This window comes from Sphaerotilus sp. FB-3 (assembly GCF_023706025.1).
In the GTDB taxonomy this organism is placed as follows: Bacteria; Pseudomonadota; Gammaproteobacteria; order Burkholderiales; family Burkholderiaceae_C; genus Sphaerotilus; species Sphaerotilus sulfidivorans.
Genome location: NZ_BQWE01000034.1, coordinates 25,021 through 46,545 on the forward strand (window position 1 = coordinate 25,021; position 21,525 = coordinate 46,545).

Annotated in this window: 21 protein-coding genes; 12 read left to right on the top strand and 9 right to left on the bottom strand. The window is 70.8% G+C overall.

What is annotated here, in order from left to right; genetic code table 11:
- The first annotated feature begins 1 nt into the window (after nt 1).
- From murD to NFT33_RS13460, 11 genes are all read left to right on the top strand, one after another.
- Nucleotides 2-1,591: a UDP-N-acetylmuramoyl-L-alanine--D-glutamate ligase gene (murD, locus tag NFT33_RS13410; protein ID WP_251676049.1), complete on the top strand. Its 1,590-nt coding sequence runs from the start codon at nt 2-4 to the stop codon at nt 1,589-1,591.
- Complete coding sequence (ftsW, locus tag NFT33_RS13415; RefSeq protein WP_376744160.1) at nt 1,588-2,838, top strand: putative lipid II flippase FtsW; 1,251 nt, start codon at nt 1,588-1,590, stop codon at nt 2,836-2,838. Before murD ends, ftsW begins: the two co-directional genes overlap by 4 nt.
- Nucleotides 2,835-3,962 (top strand): undecaprenyldiphospho-muramoylpentapeptide beta-N-acetylglucosaminyltransferase, encoded by a 1,128-nt coding sequence (gene murG, locus NFT33_RS13420; RefSeq protein ID WP_251676051.1) that lies wholly within the window; start codon nt 2,835-2,837, stop codon nt 3,960-3,962. The genes ftsW and murG overlap by 4 nt, the downstream gene beginning before the upstream one ends.
- On the top strand, nt 3,959-5,380 hold the full coding sequence (murC, locus tag NFT33_RS13425; protein WP_251676053.1) for a UDP-N-acetylmuramate--L-alanine ligase: 1,422 nt from the start codon (nt 3,959-3,961) through the stop codon (nt 5,378-5,380). Before murG ends, murC begins: the two co-directional genes overlap by 4 nt.
- Entirely contained in the window at nt 5,380-6,384 is a 1,005-nt protein-coding gene (locus tag NFT33_RS13430; protein WP_251676055.1) for a D-alanine--D-alanine ligase, read from the top strand. The genes murC and NFT33_RS13430 overlap by 1 nt, the downstream gene beginning before the upstream one ends.
- A gap of 20 nt (nt 6,385-6,404) precedes the next feature.
- The gene (locus tag NFT33_RS13435; RefSeq protein ID WP_251676057.1) at nt 6,405-7,217 is read left to right on the top strand and encodes a cell division protein FtsQ/DivIB; all 813 of its coding nucleotides are present in this window, start codon (nt 6,405-6,407) and stop codon (nt 7,215-7,217) included.
- 25 nt (nt 7,218-7,242) lie between these two features.
- Complete coding sequence (gene ftsA / locus NFT33_RS13440) at nt 7,243-8,484, top strand: cell division protein FtsA (RefSeq protein WP_149504558.1); 1,242 nt, start codon at nt 7,243-7,245, stop codon at nt 8,482-8,484.
- Between the two features lie 32 nt (nt 8,485-8,516).
- Entirely contained in the window at nt 8,517-9,737 is a 1,221-nt protein-coding gene (gene ftsZ, locus NFT33_RS13445) for a cell division protein FtsZ (protein ID WP_251676059.1), read from the top strand.
- A 131-nt stretch (nt 9,738-9,868) separates the two neighbouring features.
- Nucleotides 9,869-10,804 (top strand): UDP-3-O-acyl-N-acetylglucosamine deacetylase, encoded by a 936-nt coding sequence (lpxC, locus tag NFT33_RS13450; RefSeq protein WP_251676061.1) that lies wholly within the window; start codon nt 9,869-9,871, stop codon nt 10,802-10,804.
- Between the two features lie 4 nt (nt 10,805-10,808).
- Nucleotides 10,809-10,994 carry a hypothetical protein gene (locus tag NFT33_RS13455; RefSeq protein ID WP_149504555.1) on the top strand — a complete coding sequence of 62 codons (186 nt, stop codon included), beginning with the start codon at nt 10,809-10,811 and terminating at the stop codon, nt 10,992-10,994.
- Nucleotides 10,995-11,286: 292 nt separating this feature from the next.
- On the top strand, nt 11,287-13,362 hold the full coding sequence (locus NFT33_RS13460) for a putative bifunctional diguanylate cyclase/phosphodiesterase (protein WP_251676063.1): 2,076 nt from the start codon (nt 11,287-11,289) through the stop codon (nt 13,360-13,362).
- Here NFT33_RS13460 and kynA read toward each other — a convergent pair.
- From kynA to dusB, 8 genes are all read right to left on the bottom strand, one after another.
- A complete protein-coding gene (kynA, locus tag NFT33_RS13465; protein ID WP_251676065.1) occupies nt 13,292-14,149 on the bottom strand; it encodes a tryptophan 2,3-dioxygenase in 858 nt (285 codons plus the stop codon). The two genes, NFT33_RS13460 and kynA, sit on opposite strands and share 71 nt — an antisense overlap.
- Before the next feature lie 30 nt (nt 14,150-14,179).
- Entirely contained in the window at nt 14,180-15,502 is a 1,323-nt protein-coding gene (kynU, locus tag NFT33_RS13470) for a kynureninase (protein ID WP_251676067.1), read from the bottom strand.
- Between the two features lie 25 nt (nt 15,503-15,527).
- On the bottom strand, nt 15,528-16,157 hold the full coding sequence (gene kynB, locus NFT33_RS13475) for an arylformamidase (RefSeq protein WP_149504550.1): 630 nt from the start codon (nt 16,155-16,157) through the stop codon (nt 15,528-15,530).
- A gap of 99 nt (nt 16,158-16,256) precedes the next feature.
- A complete protein-coding gene (gene ruvC, locus NFT33_RS13480) occupies nt 16,257-16,811 on the bottom strand; it encodes a crossover junction endodeoxyribonuclease RuvC (protein ID WP_149504544.1) in 555 nt (184 codons plus the stop codon).
- Between the two features lie 20 nt (nt 16,812-16,831).
- The gene (locus NFT33_RS13485; RefSeq protein ID WP_251676069.1) at nt 16,832-17,305 is read right to left on the bottom strand and encodes a GNAT family N-acetyltransferase; all 474 of its coding nucleotides are present in this window, start codon (nt 17,303-17,305) and stop codon (nt 16,832-16,834) included.
- 17 nt (nt 17,306-17,322) lie between these two features.
- Complete coding sequence (gene purH, locus NFT33_RS13490) at nt 17,323-18,897, bottom strand: bifunctional phosphoribosylaminoimidazolecarboxamide formyltransferase/IMP cyclohydrolase (protein WP_251676071.1); 1,575 nt, start codon at nt 18,895-18,897, stop codon at nt 17,323-17,325.
- 53 nt (nt 18,898-18,950) lie between these two features.
- Nucleotides 18,951-19,172 (bottom strand): helix-turn-helix domain-containing protein, encoded by a 222-nt coding sequence (locus tag NFT33_RS13495; RefSeq protein WP_037480358.1) that lies wholly within the window; start codon nt 19,170-19,172, stop codon nt 18,951-18,953.
- Between the two features lie 92 nt (nt 19,173-19,264).
- A complete protein-coding gene (gene dusB / locus NFT33_RS13500; RefSeq protein WP_149504541.1) occupies nt 19,265-20,305 on the bottom strand; it encodes a tRNA dihydrouridine synthase DusB in 1,041 nt (346 codons plus the stop codon).
- Between the two features lie 147 nt (nt 20,306-20,452).
- On the opposite strand from dusB, the gene NFT33_RS13505 reads away from it, so the two are divergent.
- A complete protein-coding gene (locus NFT33_RS13505; protein WP_220785914.1) occupies nt 20,453-20,938 on the top strand; it encodes a YqaA family protein in 486 nt (161 codons plus the stop codon).
- Here the strand turns inward: NFT33_RS13505 and mobA are convergent.
- Nucleotides 20,928-21,515: a molybdenum cofactor guanylyltransferase MobA gene (gene mobA / locus NFT33_RS13510; protein ID WP_251676073.1), complete on the bottom strand. Its 588-nt coding sequence runs from the start codon at nt 21,513-21,515 to the stop codon at nt 20,928-20,930. The genes NFT33_RS13505 and mobA overlap by 11 nt on opposite strands.
- Between the last annotated feature and the right edge of the window lie 10 nt (nt 21,516-21,525).

Sequence of the window (21,525 nt, forward strand, 5' to 3'; positions counted from 1 at the left end):
CATGGAAGCACTCAAGGACACCGCCCTGCTGATCCTGGGCCTGGGCGATTCGGGCCTGGCGATGGCGCGCTGGGCGCGGCGCTGCGGCGCCGCACGCATCGTCGTGGCCGACACCCGCGCCGCGCCGCCGCAGGCCGGCGCGCTCGAGCGCGAGGTGCCCGGCGCCGAGCTGCGCTGCGGCGCGCCCGATCCGGCGCTGCTCGACGGCGTGAAGGCGGTCTTCAAGAGTCCCGGTCTGGCGCCGAACGACCCGGTGCTGCGCCCGCTGCTCGACGAGGCCGCCCGGCGCGGCCTGCCGGTCTGCGGCGAACTCACGCTGTTCGCCTGGGCGCTGCGCGACCTGCAGCGCGCACAGGGCTACGCGCCCAGGGTGCTGGCGATCACCGGGACCAACGGCAAGACGACCACCACCTCGCTGACCGCGCAGCTGTGCGAGCGTGCCGGCCTGCGCGTCGGCCTGGCCGGCAACATCGGCCCGACGCTGCTGGGCACGCTGGGCGAGGCGCTGGACCGCCACGCCGCCGCGCCCGACGAGGCGGCCGCCGGCCTGCCCGAGGTCTGGGTGCTCGAGCTCTCGAGCTTCCAGCTCGACGGCGTGACCGACTTCGAGCCCACCGCCGCCACCGTGCTCAACATCACCCAGGACCACCTCGACTGGCACGGCTCGATGGCCGCCTATGCCGAGGCGAAGGCGCGCATCTTCGGCCGCCGTGGCGTGCGGGTGCTGAACCGCGACGACGCGATGGTCGAGGCGATGGCGCCGGCCGAGGCCGCCGCGGTCCGTCCCGCTCGCGGCCGTGCGCCGTCCGCGCCGGAAGAAGCCGTGCCCGAGGTGGTGCGCTTCGGGCTGGACGCGCCGCGCCGCCCGGGCGACTGGGGCCTGGTGGTCGAGAACGGCATGGCCTGGCTGGTGCGCGCGCAGGCGGCCGAGGACGAACTGCCGCGCGGTCGCCGTGGCGGTGCCGGCGCCGGCGCGGTGCCGGTGCTGCTGCAGCGCCTGATGCCGGCCGACGCGCTGCGCATCCGCGGCCGTCACAACGCCGCCAACGCGCTGGCCGCGCTCGCGCTGGCCAGCGCCGCCGGCGTGCCGCTGGCGCCGATGCTGCACGGCCTGCGCGAGTACCGTGGCGAGCCGCACCGGGTCGAGTTCATCCGCACGATCGACGGCATCGATGCCTACGACGACAGCAAGGGCACCAATGTCGGCGCCACCGTCGCTGCGCTGACCGGCCTGGGTGCCGACCGGCTGCCCGGACGGCTGGCGCTGATCCTGGGCGGCGACGGCAAGGGCCAGGACTTCGGGCCGCTGGCCGCGCCGGTGGCTGCACACGCACGCTCGGTCGCGCTGATCGGCCGCGACGCCGGTGCGATCGCCACGGCGATCGCCGATGTGGCGCTGCCGGTCGAGCGCTTCGACACGCTGGAGGCGGCGGTGCGCTGGAGCTTCGCGCAGGCGCGCTCGGGCGATGCGGTGCTGCTGAGCCCGGCCTGCGCCAGCCTCGACATGTTCCGCAACTACGCCCACCGCGCCGAGGTCTTCGTCGCCGAGGTCGAGGCGATCGCGCAGGAGCGCGGGGAGTTCGGGCCGTGAGCGCCGCGCCGGGAGGGTTCGGCGGCCTGTGGCAGCGCCTGCGCGGTCAGGTCGCGGCCGGCGAGGTGCCGGTGCGCAGCTGGAACAGCCTGTCCTCGGGCACGCCGCCGCGCTGGGTCGGCTTCGACGAGACGCTGGCCTGGGTGATCGCCGGGCTGATCTCGCTCGGGCTGGTGATGGTCTATTCGGCCTCGATCCAGCTGCCCGACAGCCCGAAGTACAGCAACTATGTCCCGACCCATTTCATGTCGCGCCATGTGCTGTCGGTGGGGCTGGCGGTGATCGCCGCCTGCGTGACGCTGGCCATCCCGATGCGGACCTGGGAGAAGATGGCGCCGTGGCTGTTCGTGCTGGCGCTGCTGCTGCTGATCCTGGTGCTGATTCCGGGCGTGGGCAAGGTGGTCAACCGCTCGCGGCGCTGGATTCCGCTGGGCGTCATGAACTTCCAGCCCAGCGAGCTGGCCAAACTGGCGATGGCCATGTACGCCGCCAGCTACATGATGCGCAAGATGGACGTGAAGGAGAGCTTCACCCGCGCGGTGCTGCCGATGGCCATCGCGCTGGGCGTGGTGGGCCTGCTGCTGCTGGCCGAGCCCGACATGGGTGCCTTCATGGTGATCGCGATCATCTCGATGGGCATCCTGTTCCTGGGCGGCGTCAACGGCCGGGTGTTCGCGATCATGATCGGCGTGCTGATCTCGGCCCTGGTGCTGGTGATCACCGTCTCGCCCGAGAAGCGCGGGCGCATCTTCGCCTTCCTCGATCCCTGGGCCAAGGACAATGCCGACGGCAAGGCCTATCAGCTGACGCATTCGCTGATCGCCTTCGGCCGCGGCGAGTACTTCGGCCAGGGCCTGGGCCAGTCGCTCGAGAAGCTGCACTACCTGCCCGAGGCGCACACCGACTTCCTGCTGGCCATCATCGGCGAGGAGCTCGGTCTGGTCGGCGTGGGCATCGTCATCGTCGCCTTCTTCTGGATGGTGCGGCGCATCTTCGTGATCGGCCGCCAGGCGGTGGCGCTCGACCGGGTGTTCTCGGGCCTGACCGCCCAGGGCATCGGCCTGTGGATGGGCGGGCAGACCTTCATCAACATGGGCGTCAATCTGGGCGTGCTGCCCACCAAGGGCCTGACGCTGCCGCTGATGAGCTACGGCGGATCGGCGATCATCCTGACCTGCGTGGCCCTGGCGGTGGTGCTGCGCATCGACATGGAAAACCGCCAGATCCTGAGAGGAGGGCGCCCATGAGCGCGTCGGCACAGCGTCATCTGGTCATCATGGCTGCCGGCACCGGCGGCCACATCATGCCGGGCCTGGCGGTGGCGCGCGAGATGATGCGCCGCGGCTGGACCGTCAGCTGGCTGGGCACGCCGAAGGGCATGGAGAACCGCCTGGTGCCGCCGACCGGCATCCCGATGGACACCATCGGCTTCGCCGGCCTGCGCGGCAAGGGCGCGCTCGGGCTGCTGCGCGGCGGGCTGCAGCTCGCGCGCGCGCTGGCGCAGTGCCTGGGCATCCTGCGCCGGCGCTCGACGACGGCGGTGCTGGGCATGGGCGGCTATGTCTGCTTTCCCGGCGGCCTGATCGCCCGGCTGCTGGGGCGGCCGCTGATGCTGGTCAATGCGGATGCGGGCCTGCTGCTGTCGAACCGCTCGCTGCTGCGCTTCGCCGACCGGGTGGCCTTCGGCTTCGACGGCGAGGCCGCGCGCGGCGTGGCCCAGGGCATCGTCACCGGCAATCCGGTGCGTGCCGAGATCGAGGCGATCGCACCGCCCGAGCAGCGCTTTGCCGGCCGCACCGGCCCGTTGCGGGTGCTGGTGGTCGGCGGCAGCCTGGGCGCGCAGGTGCTCAACGAGACGCTGCCGCGCGCGCTGGCACGGCTGCTGCCGGCCGAACGCCCGGTCGTCACCCACCAGACCGGCGTGGCCCATCTCGAGACGGTGCGCGCGGCCTATGCGCAGGCCGGGCTCGACCCGTCGGCGGCCGGGCTGGAGGTGCTGCCCTTCATCGAGGACATGCCGCGCCGCCTGGCCGAGTGCGACCTGATCGTCTGCCGCGCCGGCGCGGTGACGGTCAGCGAGCTGTGCGCCGCCGGCGTGCCCAGCGTGCTGGTGCCGCTGATCGTCAGCACCACCGCACACCAGCGCGACAATGCGATCTGGATGGACCGGCAGAAGGCGGCCATTCATCTGCCGCAGGCCGAGCTCTCGCCCGAATCGCTGGCCGAGCTGCTGCGCCGGCTCGACCGCACCCGGCTGCTGCAGATGGCGCAGCGCGCACGCACGCTGGCGCAGCCGCGTGCGGCCCAGCGTGTCGCCGACGAGATCGAGCACCTCACGAATCCCCTGATGACGACCCTCAAGCAAGCATGAAGCACGCCGTCAAGCACATCCACTTCGTCGGTGTCGGCGGCGCCGGCATGAGCGGCATCGCCGAGATCCTGCACAACCTCGGCTACGCCGTCTCCGGCTCCGACCAGGCCGATGGCGCGGTGACCCGCCGGCTGGCCGAGCTGGGCATCCGCATCCACATCGGCCATGACGCCGCGCACATCGAGGGCGCCGAGGCGCTGGTCACCTCCACCGCGGTGAAGGGCGACAACCCCGAGGTGATCGCCGCGCGTTCGCGCCGCATCCCGATCGTGCCGCGCGCGGTGATGCTGGCCGAGCTGATGCGCCTGAAGAAGGGCATCGCGATCGCCGGCACGCACGGCAAGACGACCACCACCTCGCTGGTGACCACCGTGCTGGCCGAGGCCGGCGTCGACCCCACCTTCGTCATCGGCGGCAAGCTCAACTCGGCCGGCGCCAACTCGGCGCTGGGCTCGGGCGAGTACATCGTCGTCGAGGCCGACGAGTCCGACGCCTCCTTCCTGAACCTGCTGCCGGTGCTGTCGGTCGTCACCAACATCGACGCCGACCACATGGACACCTACGGCCACGACTTCGCGCGGCTGAAGGCGGCCTTCGTCGACTTCCTGCACAAGATGCCGTTCTACGGCTCGGCGGTGCTGTGCACCGACGATCCCGGCGTGCGCTCGATCCTGCCGATGATCTCGCGCCCGGTCATCAGCTACGGCCTGGGCGAGGACGTGCAGGTGCGCGCGGTCGACGTGCAGGCACTGCCCGGCGGCCAGATGCGCTTCACCTGCCAGCGCCGCAACGGCGTGACGCTGCCGGACCTGCAGATTACGCTGAACCTGCCCGGCGAACACAACGTGCGCAACGCGCTGGCGGCCATCGCCATCGCCACCGAGCTGGAGCTGCCGGACGCGCCGATCGTCGCCGCGCTGGCGAAGTTCGGCGGCGTGGGCCGGCGCTTCCAGCGCTGGGGCGACCACCCGGCGCGCGACGGCGGCCAGTTCACGCTGATCGACGACTACGGCCACCACCCGGTCGAGATGGCGGCGGTGATCGCCGCCGCGCGCGGCGCCTTTCCCGGCCAGCGCCTGGTGCTGGCCTTCCAGCCGCACCGCTACACCCGCACCCGCGACTGCTTCGAGGACTTCGTCAAGGTGCTGGGCAGCGCCGACGCGGTGCTGCTGACCGAGGTCTACGCCGCCGGCGAGGCGCCGATCGTCGCCGCCGACGGCCGTGCCATGACCCGCGCGCTGCGGGTGGCCGGCCGGGTCGACCCGGTCTTCGTCGACGACATCGCCGAGCTGCCGCAGGTGATCCTGGAGCAGGCGCGCGCGGGCGACGTCGTCATCGCGATGGGCGCGGGCTCCATCGGCGGCGTGCCCGCCAAGGTGATCGAGCTGCTGAACGATCTGCTGAAGGAGCATGCGTGATGAGTGCCCAGAGTCCCCAGGAACCGGTCGTGAGCGTCGACCCCCGTGCGCTGGGCAAGGTGGCGGTGCTGATGGGCGGCACCTCCGCCGAGCGCGAGATCTCGCTGATGAGCGGCTCGGGCGTGCTGGCGGCGCTGCGCTCGCGCGGCGTCGACGCGCATGCCTTCGACCCGGCCGAGCGCGATCTGCACGAGCTGCGCGAGCAGGGCTTCGACCGGGCCTTCATCGCGCTGCACGGCCGCCACGGCGAGGACGGCTGCGTGCAGGGCGCACTCGAGATGATGGGCATCGCCTACACCGGCTCCGGCGTGATGGCCTCGGCGATCGCGATGGACAAGGTGATGACCAAGCGCGTCTGGATCGCCGAAGGGCTGCCGACGCCGGCGCATGTGCGCCTGGCGCCCGAGGAGCAGTCGCCCGAGGCCGTCGCCGCGCTGCCGGCGCGCCTGGGCCTGCCGCTGATCGTCAAGCCGCCGCGCGAGGGCTCGTCGATCGGCGTGACCAAGGTGCTTGAGGCGGCGCAGGTCGCCGCGGCGGTCGAGGAGTCGCTGCGCCACGACCCGGACGTGCTGGCCGAGGCCTTCATCGCCGGCGACGAGATCACCTGCCCGGTGCTGGGCGAGGGCGAGACTGCGCATGCGCTGCCGGTCATCCGCATCGTGCCGCCCGAGGCCGGCTACGACTACCAGAACAAGTACTTCACCGACGAGGTGCGCTACCTCTGCCCGAGCGGCCTGCCCGAGCATGAGGAGCGCGAGATCCAGCGCATCGTCGTGGCCGCCTACCGTGCGCTGGGCTGCCGCGGCTGGGGCCGTGCCGACCTGATGATCCGCGCCAGCGACCGCCAGGCCTTCCTGCTCGAGATGAACACCTCGCCGGGCATGACCGGCCACTCGCTGGTGCCGATGTCGGCCCGCGCGGCCGGCGTCAGCTACGAGGACCTGTGCCTGCGGCTGCTGGCGGCCGCGCGCCTGGATGCGGTCCCGGCCGCGCCCCGCGAGTGAAGGCGAACGCAGGCGCTGGCATGACGACGCGCGACAGCTCCGCCCCGTCCGATCCGGTCACGCTGCCGCTCGACGTGCAGCTGATGCGCTCGGGCTCGTCGGTGCTGGTCTGGCTGCTGGTGCTGGGCCTGCTGCTGGTCGGCGGACACTGGCTGGTGCATTCGCCCTGGTTCGCGCTCCGGCAGGTCCATGTCGAGGGCGAGGTCGAACACAGCACCACCGACTCGATCCGGCGCCATGCGCTGCCCCGGCTGGAAGGCAACTACCTGACGCTGGATCTGGTCGAGGCGCGAACCGCCTTCGAGTCGATCCCGTGGGTGCGGCGCGCCGAGGTGCGCCGCGTCTGGCCGCATGACCTGATCGTGCGCCTGGAGGAGCACCAGCCGGTCGCCTACTGGGAGCGCGAGGCGCGCGAGCCCTTGCTGGTCAACAGCTTCGGCGAGGTCTTCGAGGTCAACCTCGGCGATGTCGAGGACGAGGCGCTGCCGACGCTGCGCGGGCCGCGCGACACCTCCGCCCAGGTCCTGGCGATGTGGAAGCGGCTGGTGCCGGTCTTCGCCTCGATGCGCAGCCGGGTGGACCGGCTGGAGCTGTCGGACCGCGGATCGTGGCGTGCCCATCTCGACCGGGGCGCGGTCATCGAGCTGGGGCGGGGTGATGCCGACGAGATCGTCGATCGCACCCGGCGCTTCGTGGCCAGCGTCGGCCAGGTGTCGCGCCGCTTCGAGAACCGCGCCATCGAGTATGCCGATCTGCGGCATGTCGAGGGCTATGCGCTGAAGCTGGCCGGCATGGGCACCACCGCCCATCCGGTGCCGGCCAGGAAGCACTGAGCACGCTCGCGAGAAAGACGCAGCCATGTCCAAGGAATACAACGAACTCGTCGTCGCGCTCGACATCGGGACCGCCAAGGTGATGGCGGTGGTGGCCGAGCTGCTGCCGGACGGCGAGCTGCGTCTGGCCGGGCTGGGCGTGGCGCCCTCGCTCGGACTCAAGCGCGGCAGCGTCGTCAACATCGACGCGACGATGCACTCGATCCAGCAGGCGCTGAAAGAGGCCGAGATGATGGCCGACTGCAAGATCGGCCGGGTCCATGTCGGCATTTCCGGCAGCCATGTGCGCGGGCGCAACTCCACCGGCATGGTCATCGTGCGCGACCAGGAGGTCACGCCCTTCGATGTGTCGCGGGTGGTGGAGACCGCCAAGGCGATCAACATTCCCAACGACCAGCGCCTGCTGCTGGTCGAGCCGCAGGAATTCGTCATCGACGGCCAGGAGGTGCGCGAGCCGGTCGGCATGAGCGGCGCGCGGCTCGAGGTCAGGGTGCATATCGTGACCGGCTCGCACAGCGCGGCCGAGAACATCGTCAAGTGCGTGCGGCGCTGCGGGCTGGAGGTCGAGCAGCTGGTGCTCAACCCGAGCGCCTCCAGCCTGTCGGTGCTGACGCCAGATGAAAAGGCGCTCGGCGTGGCGCTGGTCGACATCGGTGCCGGCACCACCGATGTGGCGATTTTCACGGATGGCGCGATCCGTCATACTGCAGTGATTCCGATTGCGGGGGATCTGATCACCAGCGACATCGCGATGGCGCTGCGCACGCCGACGAAGGATGCCGAGGAGATCAAGATCGAGTACGGGGTGGCCAAGCAGCTGCTGGCCGATCCGGCCGAGCAGCTCGAGGTGCCCGGACTCGGTGACCGGGTTCCGAAGATCTTGAGCCGTCAGGCCCTGGCGGGCGTGATCGAACCCCGAGTGGAAGAGATATTTGCGCTTGTCCAGCAGGTGATCCGGGAAAGTGGCCATGAGGAACTTCTCTCATCGGGCATTGTCCTGACCGGGGGATCGGCTGTGATGCCGGGTATGGTCGAACTGGCCGAGGACATCTTCCTCAAGCCGGTGCGCAAGGGGGTTCCGACCTATGGCGGGGCCCTCTACGACATGGTGGCGAGCCCCCGCTCGGCGACCGCGATGGGTCTGCTGGAGGAGGCGCGCCTGGCAAGAGTGCGCGGCATGCGATCGGCGCCGAGCGGTGCAGCATCCCCGGGAGTGGCCCAGGGACTGTTCGTCCGGGCCAGGGATTGGTTCCTGAAAAGTTTCTGATGTAATTCAGACGCAGACACAAGGAGAGCGGCATGGGTATCGAGATGATCGAAGAGTTCAATCAGGGCACGCAGATCAAGGTGATCGGCGTGGGTGGCGGCGGCGGCAATGCGGTCGACCACATGATCAACCGCGGCGTGCAGGGCGTGGAGTTCATCTGCGCCAACACCGACGCACAGGCACTGAACCGTTCCAAGGCGCACACGCTGCTGCAGCTCGGCCATACCGGCCTGGGCGCGGGCTCGCGTCCGGAGGCCGGCAAGGCCTCGGCCGAAGAAGCGGTCGACCGCATCAAGGCGGCACTGGAAGGTGCCCACATGGTCTTCATCACCGCCGGCATGGGCGGTGGCACCGGTACCGGTGCGGCTCCGGTCATCGCGCGCCTGGCCAAGGACATGGGCATCCTGACCGTCGGCGTGGTCACCAAGCCCTTCGAGTTCGAGGGCCCGCGCCGCATGAAGCAGGCCGACACCGGGCTCAACGAGCTCGAGGCCAATGTCGACTCGCTGATCGTCGTGCTCAACGAGAAGCTGCTCGAGGTCCTCGGTGACGACATCACCCAGGAAGAGGCCTTTGCCGAAGCCAACGACGTGCTGCGCAATGCCGTCGGCGGCATCAGCGACATCATCCACATTCCCGGCCTGGTCAACGTCGACTTCGAGGACGTCAAGACCGTCATGAGCGAGCCGGGCAAGGCGATGATGGGCACCGCCACCTCCAGCGGCCCGGATCGCGCCAAGAAGGCGGCCGAGGCGGCGGTGGCCTGCCCGCTGCTCGAGGGCGTCGACCTGTCCGGCGCGCGCGGCGTGCTGGTGCTGATCGCCGCGAGCAAGCAGAACTTCAAGCTGTCCGAGAGCCGCAACGCGATGCAGACGATCCGTCGCTACGCTGCGGAAGAGGCCCATGTGATCTACGGTACCGCCTACGACGAGAGCCTGGGCGACGCGCTGCGGGTGACCGTCATCGCGACCGGCCTGTCTTCGGGCACCAAGGTCCAGCCGGTGGCGCCGCAGCAGCGTGTGGTCCAGGTGGTGCCGCCCGCAGTAGGGCAACGCACCGGCACCGACAACATCCCGGTCCTGACGCATCCGCTGGTCGACCAGCAGCGCGGCGGCGGCGCCTCGGTCGGCTCGTCCTCGCCGAGCGTGTGGCGTCCCAACCGCACCCAGGCGGCCGCCCGGGTCGACGCGATGGCCTCGAAGGGCATGGACGAGATCGAGATCCCGGCCTTCCTGCGCAAGCAGGCGGACTGACTCCCGCGCTCCTCCCGGCTTTCTCCCGTTCCCTGTCCTTGCTGCTTCCTGTTTGCCCGGTGTCCTCGCGGACACCGGGCCTTGTCGTTTGCGCAACGTTCGCGCGACGTCATGCTGCCTAGAATGCGGTCATGCTGCTCCAACGCACCCTCAAGTCGCTGACCCGCGCCGTCGGTGTCGGCCTGCACAGCGGCCAGAAGGTCGAGCTCGTGCTGCGCCCGGCCGCGCCGGACACCGGCCTGGTCTTTCATCGCATCGACCTGCCCACGCCGGTCGACATTCCGGTCACGCCGCAGTCGGTCTGCGACACCCGCATGGCGACGACGATCTCGCCCGGCGGCGATCCCGGCGCGCCGAAGGTGCAGACCATCGAGCATCTGCTGTCGGCGGTCGCCGGTCTCGGCATCGACAACCTGCACATCGACATCACCGCGGACGAGGTGCCGATCCTCGACGGCTCCTCGGCCAGCTTCGTCTTCCTGCTGCAGAGCGCCGGCATCGCGCTGCAGCAGGCGCCCAAGCGCTTCATCCGGGTGCGCAAGCCGGTGGAGATCCGCGAAGGCGAGGGCCGCACGCTGAAGTGGGCCCGGCTCGCGCCCTATCACGGCTATCGGCTCGGCTTCGAGATCGAGTTCGGCCATCCGGCGGTCGACGCCACCGGGCAGCGTGTCGTCTTCGACTTCGCCTCGGGCCGCTACAAGCAGGACATCGCGCGCGCGCGCACCTTCGGCTTCACGAAGGATGTCGAGATGATGCGCTCGCGCGGCCTCAGCCTGGGCGGCAGCATGGACAACGCGATCGTCGTCGACGACTACCGCGTGCTCAATGCCGAGGGGCTCCGCTACGACGACGAGTTCGTCAAGCACAAGATCCTCGACGCGATCGGCGACCTGCATGTCTGCGGCCGGCCGCTGCTGGCCGACTACACCGCCTACAAGAGCGGTCATGCGCTCAACAACCGGCTGTTGTGCGCGCTCCTGGCCGACGAGTCGGCCTGGGAGATCGTGACCTTCCAGGACGAGCGCCTGGCGCCGCGGGGCCTGGCCGATCTGGCTCCGGCCTGGTGATCCTGTGCTGGTCTTCCGCACCCTGGTCTTCCTGCTGATGGTGGCCGGACTGCTGAGCTTCGCGGTCTACCTGGCCACCGGCGAGGCGCGCTGGCGACGCCTGGGCCTGCTGGTGGTGCGCTGGACGGTCATCGCCGCCCTCGGATTCTTCGCGGTGCTGCTGCTGGAGCGGCTCGCGCTGGTGCTTTAGATCTCGCGTTCGGGCCGGGTCCGCACCAGGCCCAAGCGGGCATCGCTCAATTTCCGCAGATTTGCTCCGATCTCCCCGGCGGGATGCTCCGGGGGAGCCTCCTGCCGTTTCCGGGCTGCTCAGCCCGTCGAGCCCCGATCGGGGCAGGGAGGTACGACACATGAGCACTGGCGCATCCGGTGGCGTTCAAGCCGCCTCGCACACGCTCAGCATCACCGCCGGCGCTGGCACGCCTGCGGGGCACGGCCATCCGGTCGTTCTGCAGCCGCTGGCCTGAGCGGGGAGTGCGCCGATGCAGGCCCTGACCCTCGAGCCCGCGCTGGTCGACGCGGCAGCGCTGCTCGACCGGCTCGATCATCCGGTGTGGATCTTCGACATCGACCGCGGCCGGGTGCACTGGGCCAATGCCGAGGCGGTGCGGATGTGGCAGGCAGGCAGCCTCGAGGACCTGCGCGCCCGCGACATGGGCCGGACCATGTCGGTGGCGGTGGCGCGGCGGCTGCGCCAGTACCAGGCCGACTTCCAGGCCGGCGAGCGCTTCGGCGAGCAGTGGACGCTGTATCCGGCCGGCGTGCCGGTCACGCTGTGGGTCGACTTCAGCGGCTGGCGGCTCGACGACGGCCGCATGGCGATGCTGTGCGACGCCCGGCGTGCCGAGACGGCTGCGCCGCCGGACTCGCTGCGCAGCGTCGACGCGCTGCTGCACACCGAGGTGATGACCACGCTGTACAGCCGTGCCGGTCGTGCGCTCTACCGCAATCCGGCCTCGCGCTCCAGCGTGGCCGAGGGCGCGGAGCGGCTGTCGTCCCGGCTGGTCGACCGCGAGGACCTGCGTGATCTGGTCACCGCGCTGCAGGTCCGCGGCGAAGGCAAGATCATCGCGCGGGTGCGCACCGCGGCGGGCGAGCGCTGGCACGATCTGTCGGCGCGGCTGTGCAGCGATCCGGTGACCGGACGGCGCGCGCTGCTGATCACCGAGATCGACATCAGCGGCCTGAAGCAGGCCCAGGCCCAGGCGCAGTACCTCGCCGACCATGACCAGCTCACCGGCCTGCCCAACCGCAACCAGGTCATCAAGGACTTCTCGCAGACGCTGCGCGCCTGCCAGCTGCGCGGCGACGAGGCGGCGCTGGTCTTCATCGACCTGGACCATTTCAAGCGGGTCAACGATTCGCTCGGCCATGCGGTCGGCGACGAGCTGCTGGTGCAGCTGGCACGGCGCCTGAACGATGCGCTCGAGCCGGGCGAGCGGGTGGCACGGCTGGGGGGCGACGAGTTCCTGCTGCTGCTGCCGCACCGCGAGGCCGCCGCGCGGGCAGAGCGGCGTGCCGCCGGGCTGGTGACGCTGATCTCCCAGCCGGTTGTGCTGCCGCAGACCGAACTGCGGGTCACGCCTTCGATCGGCATCAGCGTCTTCCCGCAGGACGGCGAGGACATCGACACGCTGATGCGCCACGCCGATCTGGCGATGTATGGCGCCAAGGCGGCCGGGCGGGGCAGCGCGATGCGCTTCCGTCCCGAGATGACCGCCTCGGCGCAGTCGCGCCTGGAGCTGGAGGTGGAGCTGCGCCGGGCGCTGGCGCAGGGGCAGATCAGCGTCCATTACCAGCCGCGGGTCGATGTGGCCAGCGGCCGCATCGTCGGTGCCGAGGCCCTGGTGCGCTGGCACCACCCCGAGCGCGGCATGGTCCCGCCGGATGTCTTCATCTCGGTCTGCGAGGACTGCGGCCTGATCTGCGAGCTGGGCGCGCTGGTGCTGGAGAAGGCCTGCGCGCAGCAGGTCGCCTGGGCGGCGGCCGGGCGCGAGCTGACCGTGTCGGTCAACCTGTCGCCGCGCCAGTTCTTCCACGCCGGCCTGATCGACGAGATCGACGCGATCCTGACGCGCACCGGCTGCGATCCGCGCCACATCGAGCTGGAGATCACCGAGTCGGTGCTGCTGGGCCATGACGACCGCACGGTGGCGGCGCTGGAGGCGCTCGGCCGCATGGGCCTGCGCATCGCCATCGACGACTTCGGGACCGGCTACTCCAACCTGGCCTACCTGCACCGCTATCCGGTCGACACGCTGAAGATCGACCGCTCCTTCATCCGCGCGCTCTCCGAGCGCCCGGCGATCACCGAGATGATCGTCACCATGTGCCGCATGCTCGGGGTGACGATGGTGGCCGAGGGCGTCGAGCTGGCCGGGCAGCTCGACTGGCTGCGCGGCCACGGCGTGCACGAGTATCAGGGCTGGCTGTTCGGGCCGGCGGTGGCGCCGGACGACTTCGACAAGCGCTGGCCGATCCCCCGTCTCACAGCTGCGTGCGCAGCGCCCACAGCTCCGGGAACAGCTCCGTGTCCAGCATCCGGCGCAGGTAGCTGACGCCGCCGGTGCCGCCGGTGCCGCGCTTGAAGCCGATGACCCGCTCCACCGTGGTCAGGTGGCGGAAGCGCCAGAGCCGGAAGGCGTCCTCCAGGTCGGTCAGCTCCTCGCCGAGCTGGTAGAGATCCCAGTGGCGCTGGGGATCGCGGTAGACGGCGAGCCAGGCCTGCTCGACCGCGGCGTCGGGCGTGTAGGGCTGCGTCCAGTCGCGCTCCAGATGGCTGGCCGGCACCGCGATGCCGCGCCGCGCCAGCAGGCGCAGCGCCTCGTCGTACAGGCCGGGCGCCCGCCAGGCCGCCTCCACCGTGGCCAGCAGGTCCGGCCGGTGCGCATGCGGCTGCAGCATCGCCGCGTTCTTGTTGCCCAGGCTGAACTCGATGCAGCGGTACTGCCAGCTCTGGAAGCCGCTCGAATGGCCCAGATAGGGCCGGATCGCCGAATACTCGGGCGGCGTCATCGTGGCCAGCACGTCCCAGGCGTGCACCAGCTGCTCCATGATCTTCGAGACCCGCGCCAGCATCTTGAAGGCCGGCTGCAGCTGGTCCCGGGCGACCGCGTCCACCGCGGCGCCCAGCTCGTGCAGCATCAGCTTCATCCACAGCTCGGACGTCTGGTGCTGCACGATGAAGAGCAGCTCGTTGTGGTCGGGCGAGAGCGGCTTCTGCGCGTTCAGGATCCGGTCGAGCTGCAGATAGTCGCCGTAGCTCATGTCGCCCGAGAAGTCGAGCTGCGCGCCCTCGTCGCGCACGATGTGCTCGCCGCGCGGGGCGGCGTGGGGGCAGGTCATGGTCTGGTCTCCGTTCCGGGGGGCAGGATGTCAGGTCACCGCGGACTTGCGGGTGAAGCGCTCCTCGCGCCACTCGCCGCGGGCCAGCACCTCGGCCAGCGCCTCGACCGCGTCGAAGACATCCTGGAAGCGGGTGTAGAGCGGCGTGAAGCCGAAGCGCAGCAGATGCGGCTCGGCGGCGCTGCCGTCGCCGGCGCGGTAGTCGCCGATCACGCCGCGCGCGATCAGCGCCTGCATCACCGCATAGCCGTCGACCGAGCCGTCGGCCGGCACGCCCAGCGAGACCTGGCTGCCGCGCTGCGCCGCCTCCAGCGGCGTGTGGATCGTCAGGCCGCTGTCGGCCAGATGCCGGCCCACCAGGGCGATGAACAGCTCGGACAGCGCCACCGACTTGGCGCGCAGCGCCGCCATGCCGCCCAGCGGCTCGGCCGCCAGCACGGTGTCGACGCCGCAGTCCAGCGCCGACATGCCGATGACCTGCGGCGTTCCGCACAGATAGCGCCCGATGCCCGGCGCCGGCCGGTAGCCCGGCTCGAAGACGAAGGGCGCGGCATGGCCCATCCAGCCCGACAGCGGCTGCCAGAAGCGCTCGGCATGGCGCGGATGCGCCCAGCAGAAGGCCGGCGCGCCGGGGCCGCCGTTCAGGTACTTGTAGCCGCAGCCCACCGCGAAGTCGGCGTCGGCACCGTTCAGGTCCACCGGCACCGCGCCGGCCGAGTGCGCCAGGTCCCACAGCATCAGCGCGCCGGCGCCATGGGCCAGCGCGGTGACGGCCGCCATGTCGGCCATGCGACCGCTGCGGTAGTTCACCTGCGTGAGCATCAGCACCGCCACATCGGCGCCGGCCCCTGGCGCCAGCCGGGCCGGGATCGCGTCGATGTCGAGCAGCTCCAGCGTCATGCCGTGCTGCGTGGCCACCGACTCGGCGATGTAGAGGTCGGTCGGGAAGTTGCTGCGCTCCGAGACGATCACCCGGCGTGCCGCATCGTCGGCCTGCGCGATGCGGGCGGCCGCGCTCAGCACCTTGAAGAGATTGACCGAGGTGGAGTCGGCCACCACCAGCTCGCCCGGCGCCGCGCCGACCAGCCGGCCGATCTTGTCGCCGACGCGGCGCGGCAGCTCGATCCAGCCGGCGCTGTTCCAGCTGCGGATCAGGCCCTGGCCCCATTCCCGGGTCACCACGTCGTGCACGCGTGCGGCGGTGGCACGCGGCAGCACGCCCAGCGAATTGCCGTCGAGGTAGTTCACGCCCGGCGGCAGGTCGAACTGCTCGCGCAGCGCGGCCAGCGGGTCGGCGGCATCCCGGGCAGCGCAGGCGGCGCGGTCCAGGTCCTGGGGGGCGAGAGCGGTCATGGATCGGATCTCCACGGAGTCGGGTTCAGAGGGTTCGCAGCACCGCGCGCACCGGCGAGGCGCAGGCGCCGGCCAGCTTCAGCGGCAGCGCGATCAGTTCGTAGTCGCCGGCCGGCACCGCATCGAGCACCAGGTTCTCCAGCACCCGCAGCTCGCGCTGGCGCAGCACCTGGTGCGCGTCGAGCGTCTTGCTGTCGCCGGGATCGACGCTGGGCGTGTCGATGCCGACCAGCCGCACGCCCTGATCGGCCAGCCAGGCCAGGGTCTCGGGCGCGCAGGCGCTGAAGTCCGGGTTCCATGCGGTGTCGGCGCGCTCGCAGGTGCGCAGCAGCACGCGCGGCGGCAGGTCCTGCGCGGCATGGCGCAGATGCTCGACGCGCACCAGCGGTCCGCAGCCGATCACATGGATCACCCGGCACGGGCCGAGGTAGGCGTGCAGGTCCACCGCATCGATCGAGGCGGCGCCGTCGGCGTAGTGCAGCGGCGCATCCGCATGCGCGCCCACATGCGGCGACATCGTCACCGCGCTCAGGTTGACCGGGCAGCCGGGGCCCAGCCGCGCGGTCCAGCGCAGCGCGTAGGGCTCGTCACCGGGAAAGATCGGCGCCGCCGCGCTGACCAGCGGCGAGATGTCGTGCAGGGTGGGCGGGTTCATGGCGGCGGCACGTTAAGGGCGTTCCGCGGGCCGTGGTGTCGGTTGTTTGCAACGGGGAGGGGAAATACGGGGTGGCGGGCGCGGCCGCGCGCCCGCGCCTCAGTAGCTCCGCCCGCCCCGATACAGCGCGTGCTGCCGGCGTGCCAGCGGCGTGGCCTGGGCCAGGGCGGCGAAGCTGCGGCTGGCGTGGGCGTGCGTGATGGCGATACCGAGCGCGTCGGCGGCGTCCTTGCCGGGCTGGCCGGGCAGCTTGAGCAGGTGCTGCACCATCGCCTGGATCTGCGCCTTGGCGGCGCCGCCGTGGCCGGTGACGGCCTGCTTCATCTGCACCGCGGTGTATTCGCCCACCGGCAGCGGCGGGCTGCCCGCCACCAGCGCGGCCAGCGCCGCGCCGCGCGCCTGCCCGAGCAGCAGCGTGCTCTGCGGGTTGACGTTGACGAAGACGATCTCGAGCGCTGCCGCGTCGGGCTGGTAGGTCGAGACGACCTCGCGCACGCCGTCGAAGATCAGCCGGATGCGCGCGGGCAGGTCGCCGCGCGGCGCCTCGGCGGTGCGGATGGTGCCGCTGGCGACATAGCTCAGCTGCGGCCCGTCGACGTCGATCAGGCCGAAGCCGGTGATCTGCAGGCCGGGGTCGATGCCGAGGATGCGCATGGCGGCGGCCGTGTCCGGACTCAGCCCGCGACGCGGCGGGTGTAGGTGCGGAAGACGGTGTCGTGTACCCAGCCGAGCGACTCGTACAGGCGCTGGGCGGTGTGGTTGTCGTGCGCGGTGGTCAGGTCCATGCGCTTGCGGCCGTCCTGGCGCGAGCGGGCCTCGGCCGCGCGCAGCAGCGCCGCGCCCAATCCGCTGCGGCGCGCCTCGGGGGCGACGAACAGGTCGTAGAGCACGAAGATCGGTGCGGCCTCGACCGAGCAGAACGTCGGGTAGAGCTGGCAGAAGCCGACCGGCTCGGCCGGGCCGGCCGGCGGCACGCGCTCGGCCAGCAGGATGACCGATTCGCCCGCCTGCATGCGTGCTTGGATGAACGCGGCGGCGCGCGCCCGGTCGGGCGCCTGCGCGTAGAACTGGCGATAGGCGTCGAAGAGCGCGGCGACCGCGTCGAGATCGGCCAGTCCGGCCGGGCGGATCGTGATCGGGGCGCTCATGGACGGGCTCGCCGGGCTCAGTGGCGGAAGTGGCGCGTACCGGTGAAGACCATCGCGATGCCGCGCTCGTTCGCGGCGTCGATGACTTCCTGGTCGCGCATCGAGCCGCCCGGATGGATCACGCAGGTGGCACCGGCGTCGACGACCACGTCCAGACCGTCACGGAACGGGAAGAAGGCGTCGCTGGCCACGGCCGTGCCGTCCAGGCTCAGGCCCGCGGCCTTGGCCTTGATCGAGGCGATGCGGGCGGAATCCAGGCGGCTCATCTGGCCGGCGCCGACGCCGTAGGTCATGCCGTCCTTGCAGAAGACGATCGCGTTGCTCTTGACGAAGCGGCCGACCTTCCACGCGAACAGCAGGTCCTGCATCTGCTGCTCGGTCGGCGCCAGCTTCGTCACCACCTTGATCTCGCCGACGATGTCGACGTTGTCGGCCGACTGCAGCAGCATGCCGCCGCCGACGCGCTTGAAGTCGAGCGCGTTCACGGCCTGGCTCACCGGCACTTCCAGCAGGCGCACATTGACCTTGCTGGCGTAGGCGGCGCGGGCGGCCGGGGTGATGACCGGCGCGATCGCCACTTCGACGAAGTGCTTGTTGGCGTTGATCTTGTCGACCACGTCGGCGTCGAGCGGGCGGTTGAAGGCGATGATGCCGCCGAAGGCCGAGGTCGGGTCGGTCTTCAGCGCCTTCTCGTAGGCTTCCAGCAGCGTCGCGCCCACGGCCACGCCGCAGGGGTTGGCGTGCTTGACGATCACGCAGGCCGGCACGTCGAAGGCCTTGACACATTCCCAGGCGGCGTCGGCGTCGGCGATGTTGTTGAAGCTCAGCTCCTTGCCCTGGATCTGCGTCCAGCCGGCCAGCAGGCCGTCAGCGACCTTCGCCTCCTTGTAGAACGCCGCCGACTGGTGCGGGTTCTCGCCGTAGCGCATGCCCTGCACCTTGTGCAGCTGCAGGTTGAAGACGCTCGGGTATTCCTCGCGCGCGGGCACGTCGGCGGTCTTCTCTTCCGCGCCAGCTTCCAGCGAGGTCAGGTAGTTGCTGATCATGCCGTCATAGGCGGCGGTGTGCGAGAACACCTTCTTCGCGAAGCCGAACTTGGTCTTGCGGGTCAGGCCGGCGCCGTCCAGCTCGGCCAGCACCTGGGCGTAGTCGCTCGGGTCGATGACCACCGCCACGTCCTGCCAGTTCTTGGCGGCGGCGCGCAGCATCGCCGGGCCGCCGATGTCGATGTTCTCGATCGCGTCTTCCAGCGTGCAGTCGGCCTTGGCCGTGGCCTGCGCGAAGGGGTAGAGGTTGATGATCAGCAGGTCGATCGTGTCGATGCCGTGCTCTTTCAGCGCGGCCATGTGCTCGGGAACGTCGCGGCGGGCCAGCAGGCCGCCGTGCACGCGCGGGTGCAGCGTCTTGACGCGGCCGTCGAGCATCTCGGGGAAGCCGGTGATCTCGCTCACTTCGGTGACCGGCAGGTCGTTCTGGGCCAGCAGCTTGGCGGTGCCGCCGGTGGAGAGCAGGCGGATGCCGCGCGCGTGCAGCGCCTGGGCGAATTCGACGATGCCGGTCTTGTCGGAGACGGAAAGGAGGGCGGTGGTCATGGTGGGATGACGATCGGTGGGGAATCGGGAAGGGGCAAGGGCGGCCGGGCGGATCAGTCGATCAGCCGGTGCTCGACCAGCTTGCGGCGCAGCGTGTTGCGGTTGATGCCGAGCCATTCGGCGGCGCGGCTCTGGTTGCCATCGGCGCGTGCCATCACCACATCGAGCAGCGGACGCTCGACCGCCTTGATGACCATGTCGTACAGGCCGTGCGGCGTGGTGCCGTCGAGGTCGTCGAAATAGGTGCCGAGGGTGCTGCGGATCGACTGGTCGATCGGGCTGCCGGAGGGCGGGGCGTCGGCGGTCTCGTCCACCAGGTCGGCCGGCAGGGAGGTCAGGGCGCTGATGCTCATGTCGTTCATGGATGTCATGCCGCCAGGGCGTCGACGGGTTCTGCGGGAAGCGGGGCGGCCTCGGGCCAGAGCGGATGCGCGCCGGCGAGTTCGCCCAGGAAGTCATGCACCGCGCGGGACTGCTCGGCGGTGGTCTCGATCCGGTTCATGCGGCGGCGGAAGTCCTCGCCGCCCGGCAGGGCATGCACCGCCCAGCCGATGTGCTTGCGTGCGGTGCGCACGCCGGCCAGCTCGCCGTAGAGGCCGTAGTGGTCCTCGAGGTGCTCGAGCAGCCACTCGCGCACCTGCAGCGTGGCCGGCGGCGCAGCGTGCTCGCCGGTGGCCAGGAAATGCGCGATCTCCTGGAAGATCCAAGGCCGCCCCTGCGCGGCACGGCCGATCATGATCGCGTCGGCGCCGGTGGCCGCCAGCACGTCGCGGGCCTTTTCCGGGCGGTCGATGTCGCCGTTGGCGCACACCGGAATCGACAGCGCCGCCTTGACCGCGGCGATCGTCTCGTACTCGGCCCGGCCGCTGTAGCCCTGCTCGCGGGTGCGGCCGTGCACCGTGACCATCGCGACGCCACGCGCCTCGGCACCGCGCGCGATCGTCACCGCATTGCGGGCCTGCTGGCACCAGCCGGTGCGCATCTTCAAGGTCACCGGCACGCCGTGCGGCGCGCTGGCCTCGACCACCGCCGCGACGATGTCCAGCGCCAGCGCCTCGTCCTGCATCAGCGCCGAGCCGGCCCACTTGTTGCAGACCTTCTTGGCCGGGCAGCCCATGTTGATGTCGATGATCTGCGCGCCGCGATCGATGTTGTAGCGCGCGGCCTCGGCCATCATCTCGGCGTCGGTGCCGGCGATCTGCACCGCGATCGGCGCGGACTCGCCGTCGTGGTTCAGCCGGCGCGAGGTCTTCAGGCTGTCGCGCAGATCGGCGCGCGAAGTCACCATCTCGCTGACGGCATGGCCTGCGCCCAGCCGCTTGCACAGCTGGCGGAAAGGCCGGTCGGTCACGCCGGCCATCGGCGCGACGAACAGGCGATTGGGCAACTCGTGGGGACCGATGCGCATCGGGGAAGACAAGGAAGGAATCGGGGCCGGACGTGAGGCACGAAGGCGTGCGAGGCCGGGAACTGCTGAAAAAGGAGGCAGAGTATAGCGGGGCGGCAGCCCGGCCCGGCCGTGCCGGGGCGGCCGGGCTCGCGCAGAATCCGGGCCATGGAAATCTGGATCGAGTCCCTGCTGGCCGCACTGGCCCTGCCGAAGTTCGGGCTGAGCACCGTCTTCATCGTCTCGCTGATCTCGGCCACGCTGCTGCCGCTGGGCTCGGAGCCGGCGGTCTTCGGGCTGGTCAAGCTCGACCCGACGCTGTTCTGGCCTGCGGTGGGCGTGGCCACCGTCGGCAACACGCTCGGCGGGGCGATTTCCTGGTGGATGGGCTTCGGCGCCGAGAAGGCCTGGGAGCAGGTCGCGAACCGGCCGGCCACCGAGCACCGCGCGCTGCAGATGCTGCGCCGCTTCGGCCCGAAGGCCTGCCTGCTGAGCTGGCTGCCGGGCGTGGGCGATCCGCTGTGCGCGGTCGCCGGCTGGCTGCGCCTGCCCTTCTGGCCCTGCGTCGTCTACATGGCGATCGGCAAGTTCGGCCGCTATCTGGTGATGACGGCGGCGCTGCTGTGGGTGTTTCCGGGGCAGTTCACGCCCTGAGATCCTCGGGCGTGTTGGCGTTGAAGAAGGCGCGGTCGTCCTCGAACCGCACGTTCGCGCAGCGGTGCTGGCCGGTCCAGCGGTCGATGCGGCGCTGCCCGCCGGCCATGAAGGCCACCAGGCTGTCCATCAGCGAGGCGCGCATCAGGCAGAAGACCGGATGCGGCTGCTCGCGCCCGTCGGCCTCGCGGGTCACCGCCATCGCCAGATCGGCCTGCTGCGCATGCATCGCCTCAGCCAGCCGCGCCACCAGGTCGAGCGGAAAGCGCGGCGAGTCGCACGGCACCGTCACCAGATACGGCGTCTCGCAGCGCTCCAGCCCGGCCAGGAAGCCGGCCAGCGGGCCGGGAAAGTCGCTGTCGGCATCCGGCCAGACCGGCACGCCGAAGGATTCGTAGGCGCCCAGGTTGCGGTTGGCATTGACCATCACGCTGCCGACCTGCGGCTGCAGCCGCATCAGCGCGTGCAGCGCCAGCGGCAGGCCCTGGTAGTTCTGCAGCCCCTTGTCGACGCCGCCCATGCGGCTGCCGCGCCCGCCGGCCAGGATCAGGCCGGTGATGTCCTGCGGATCGATCATCGTGCCGGCT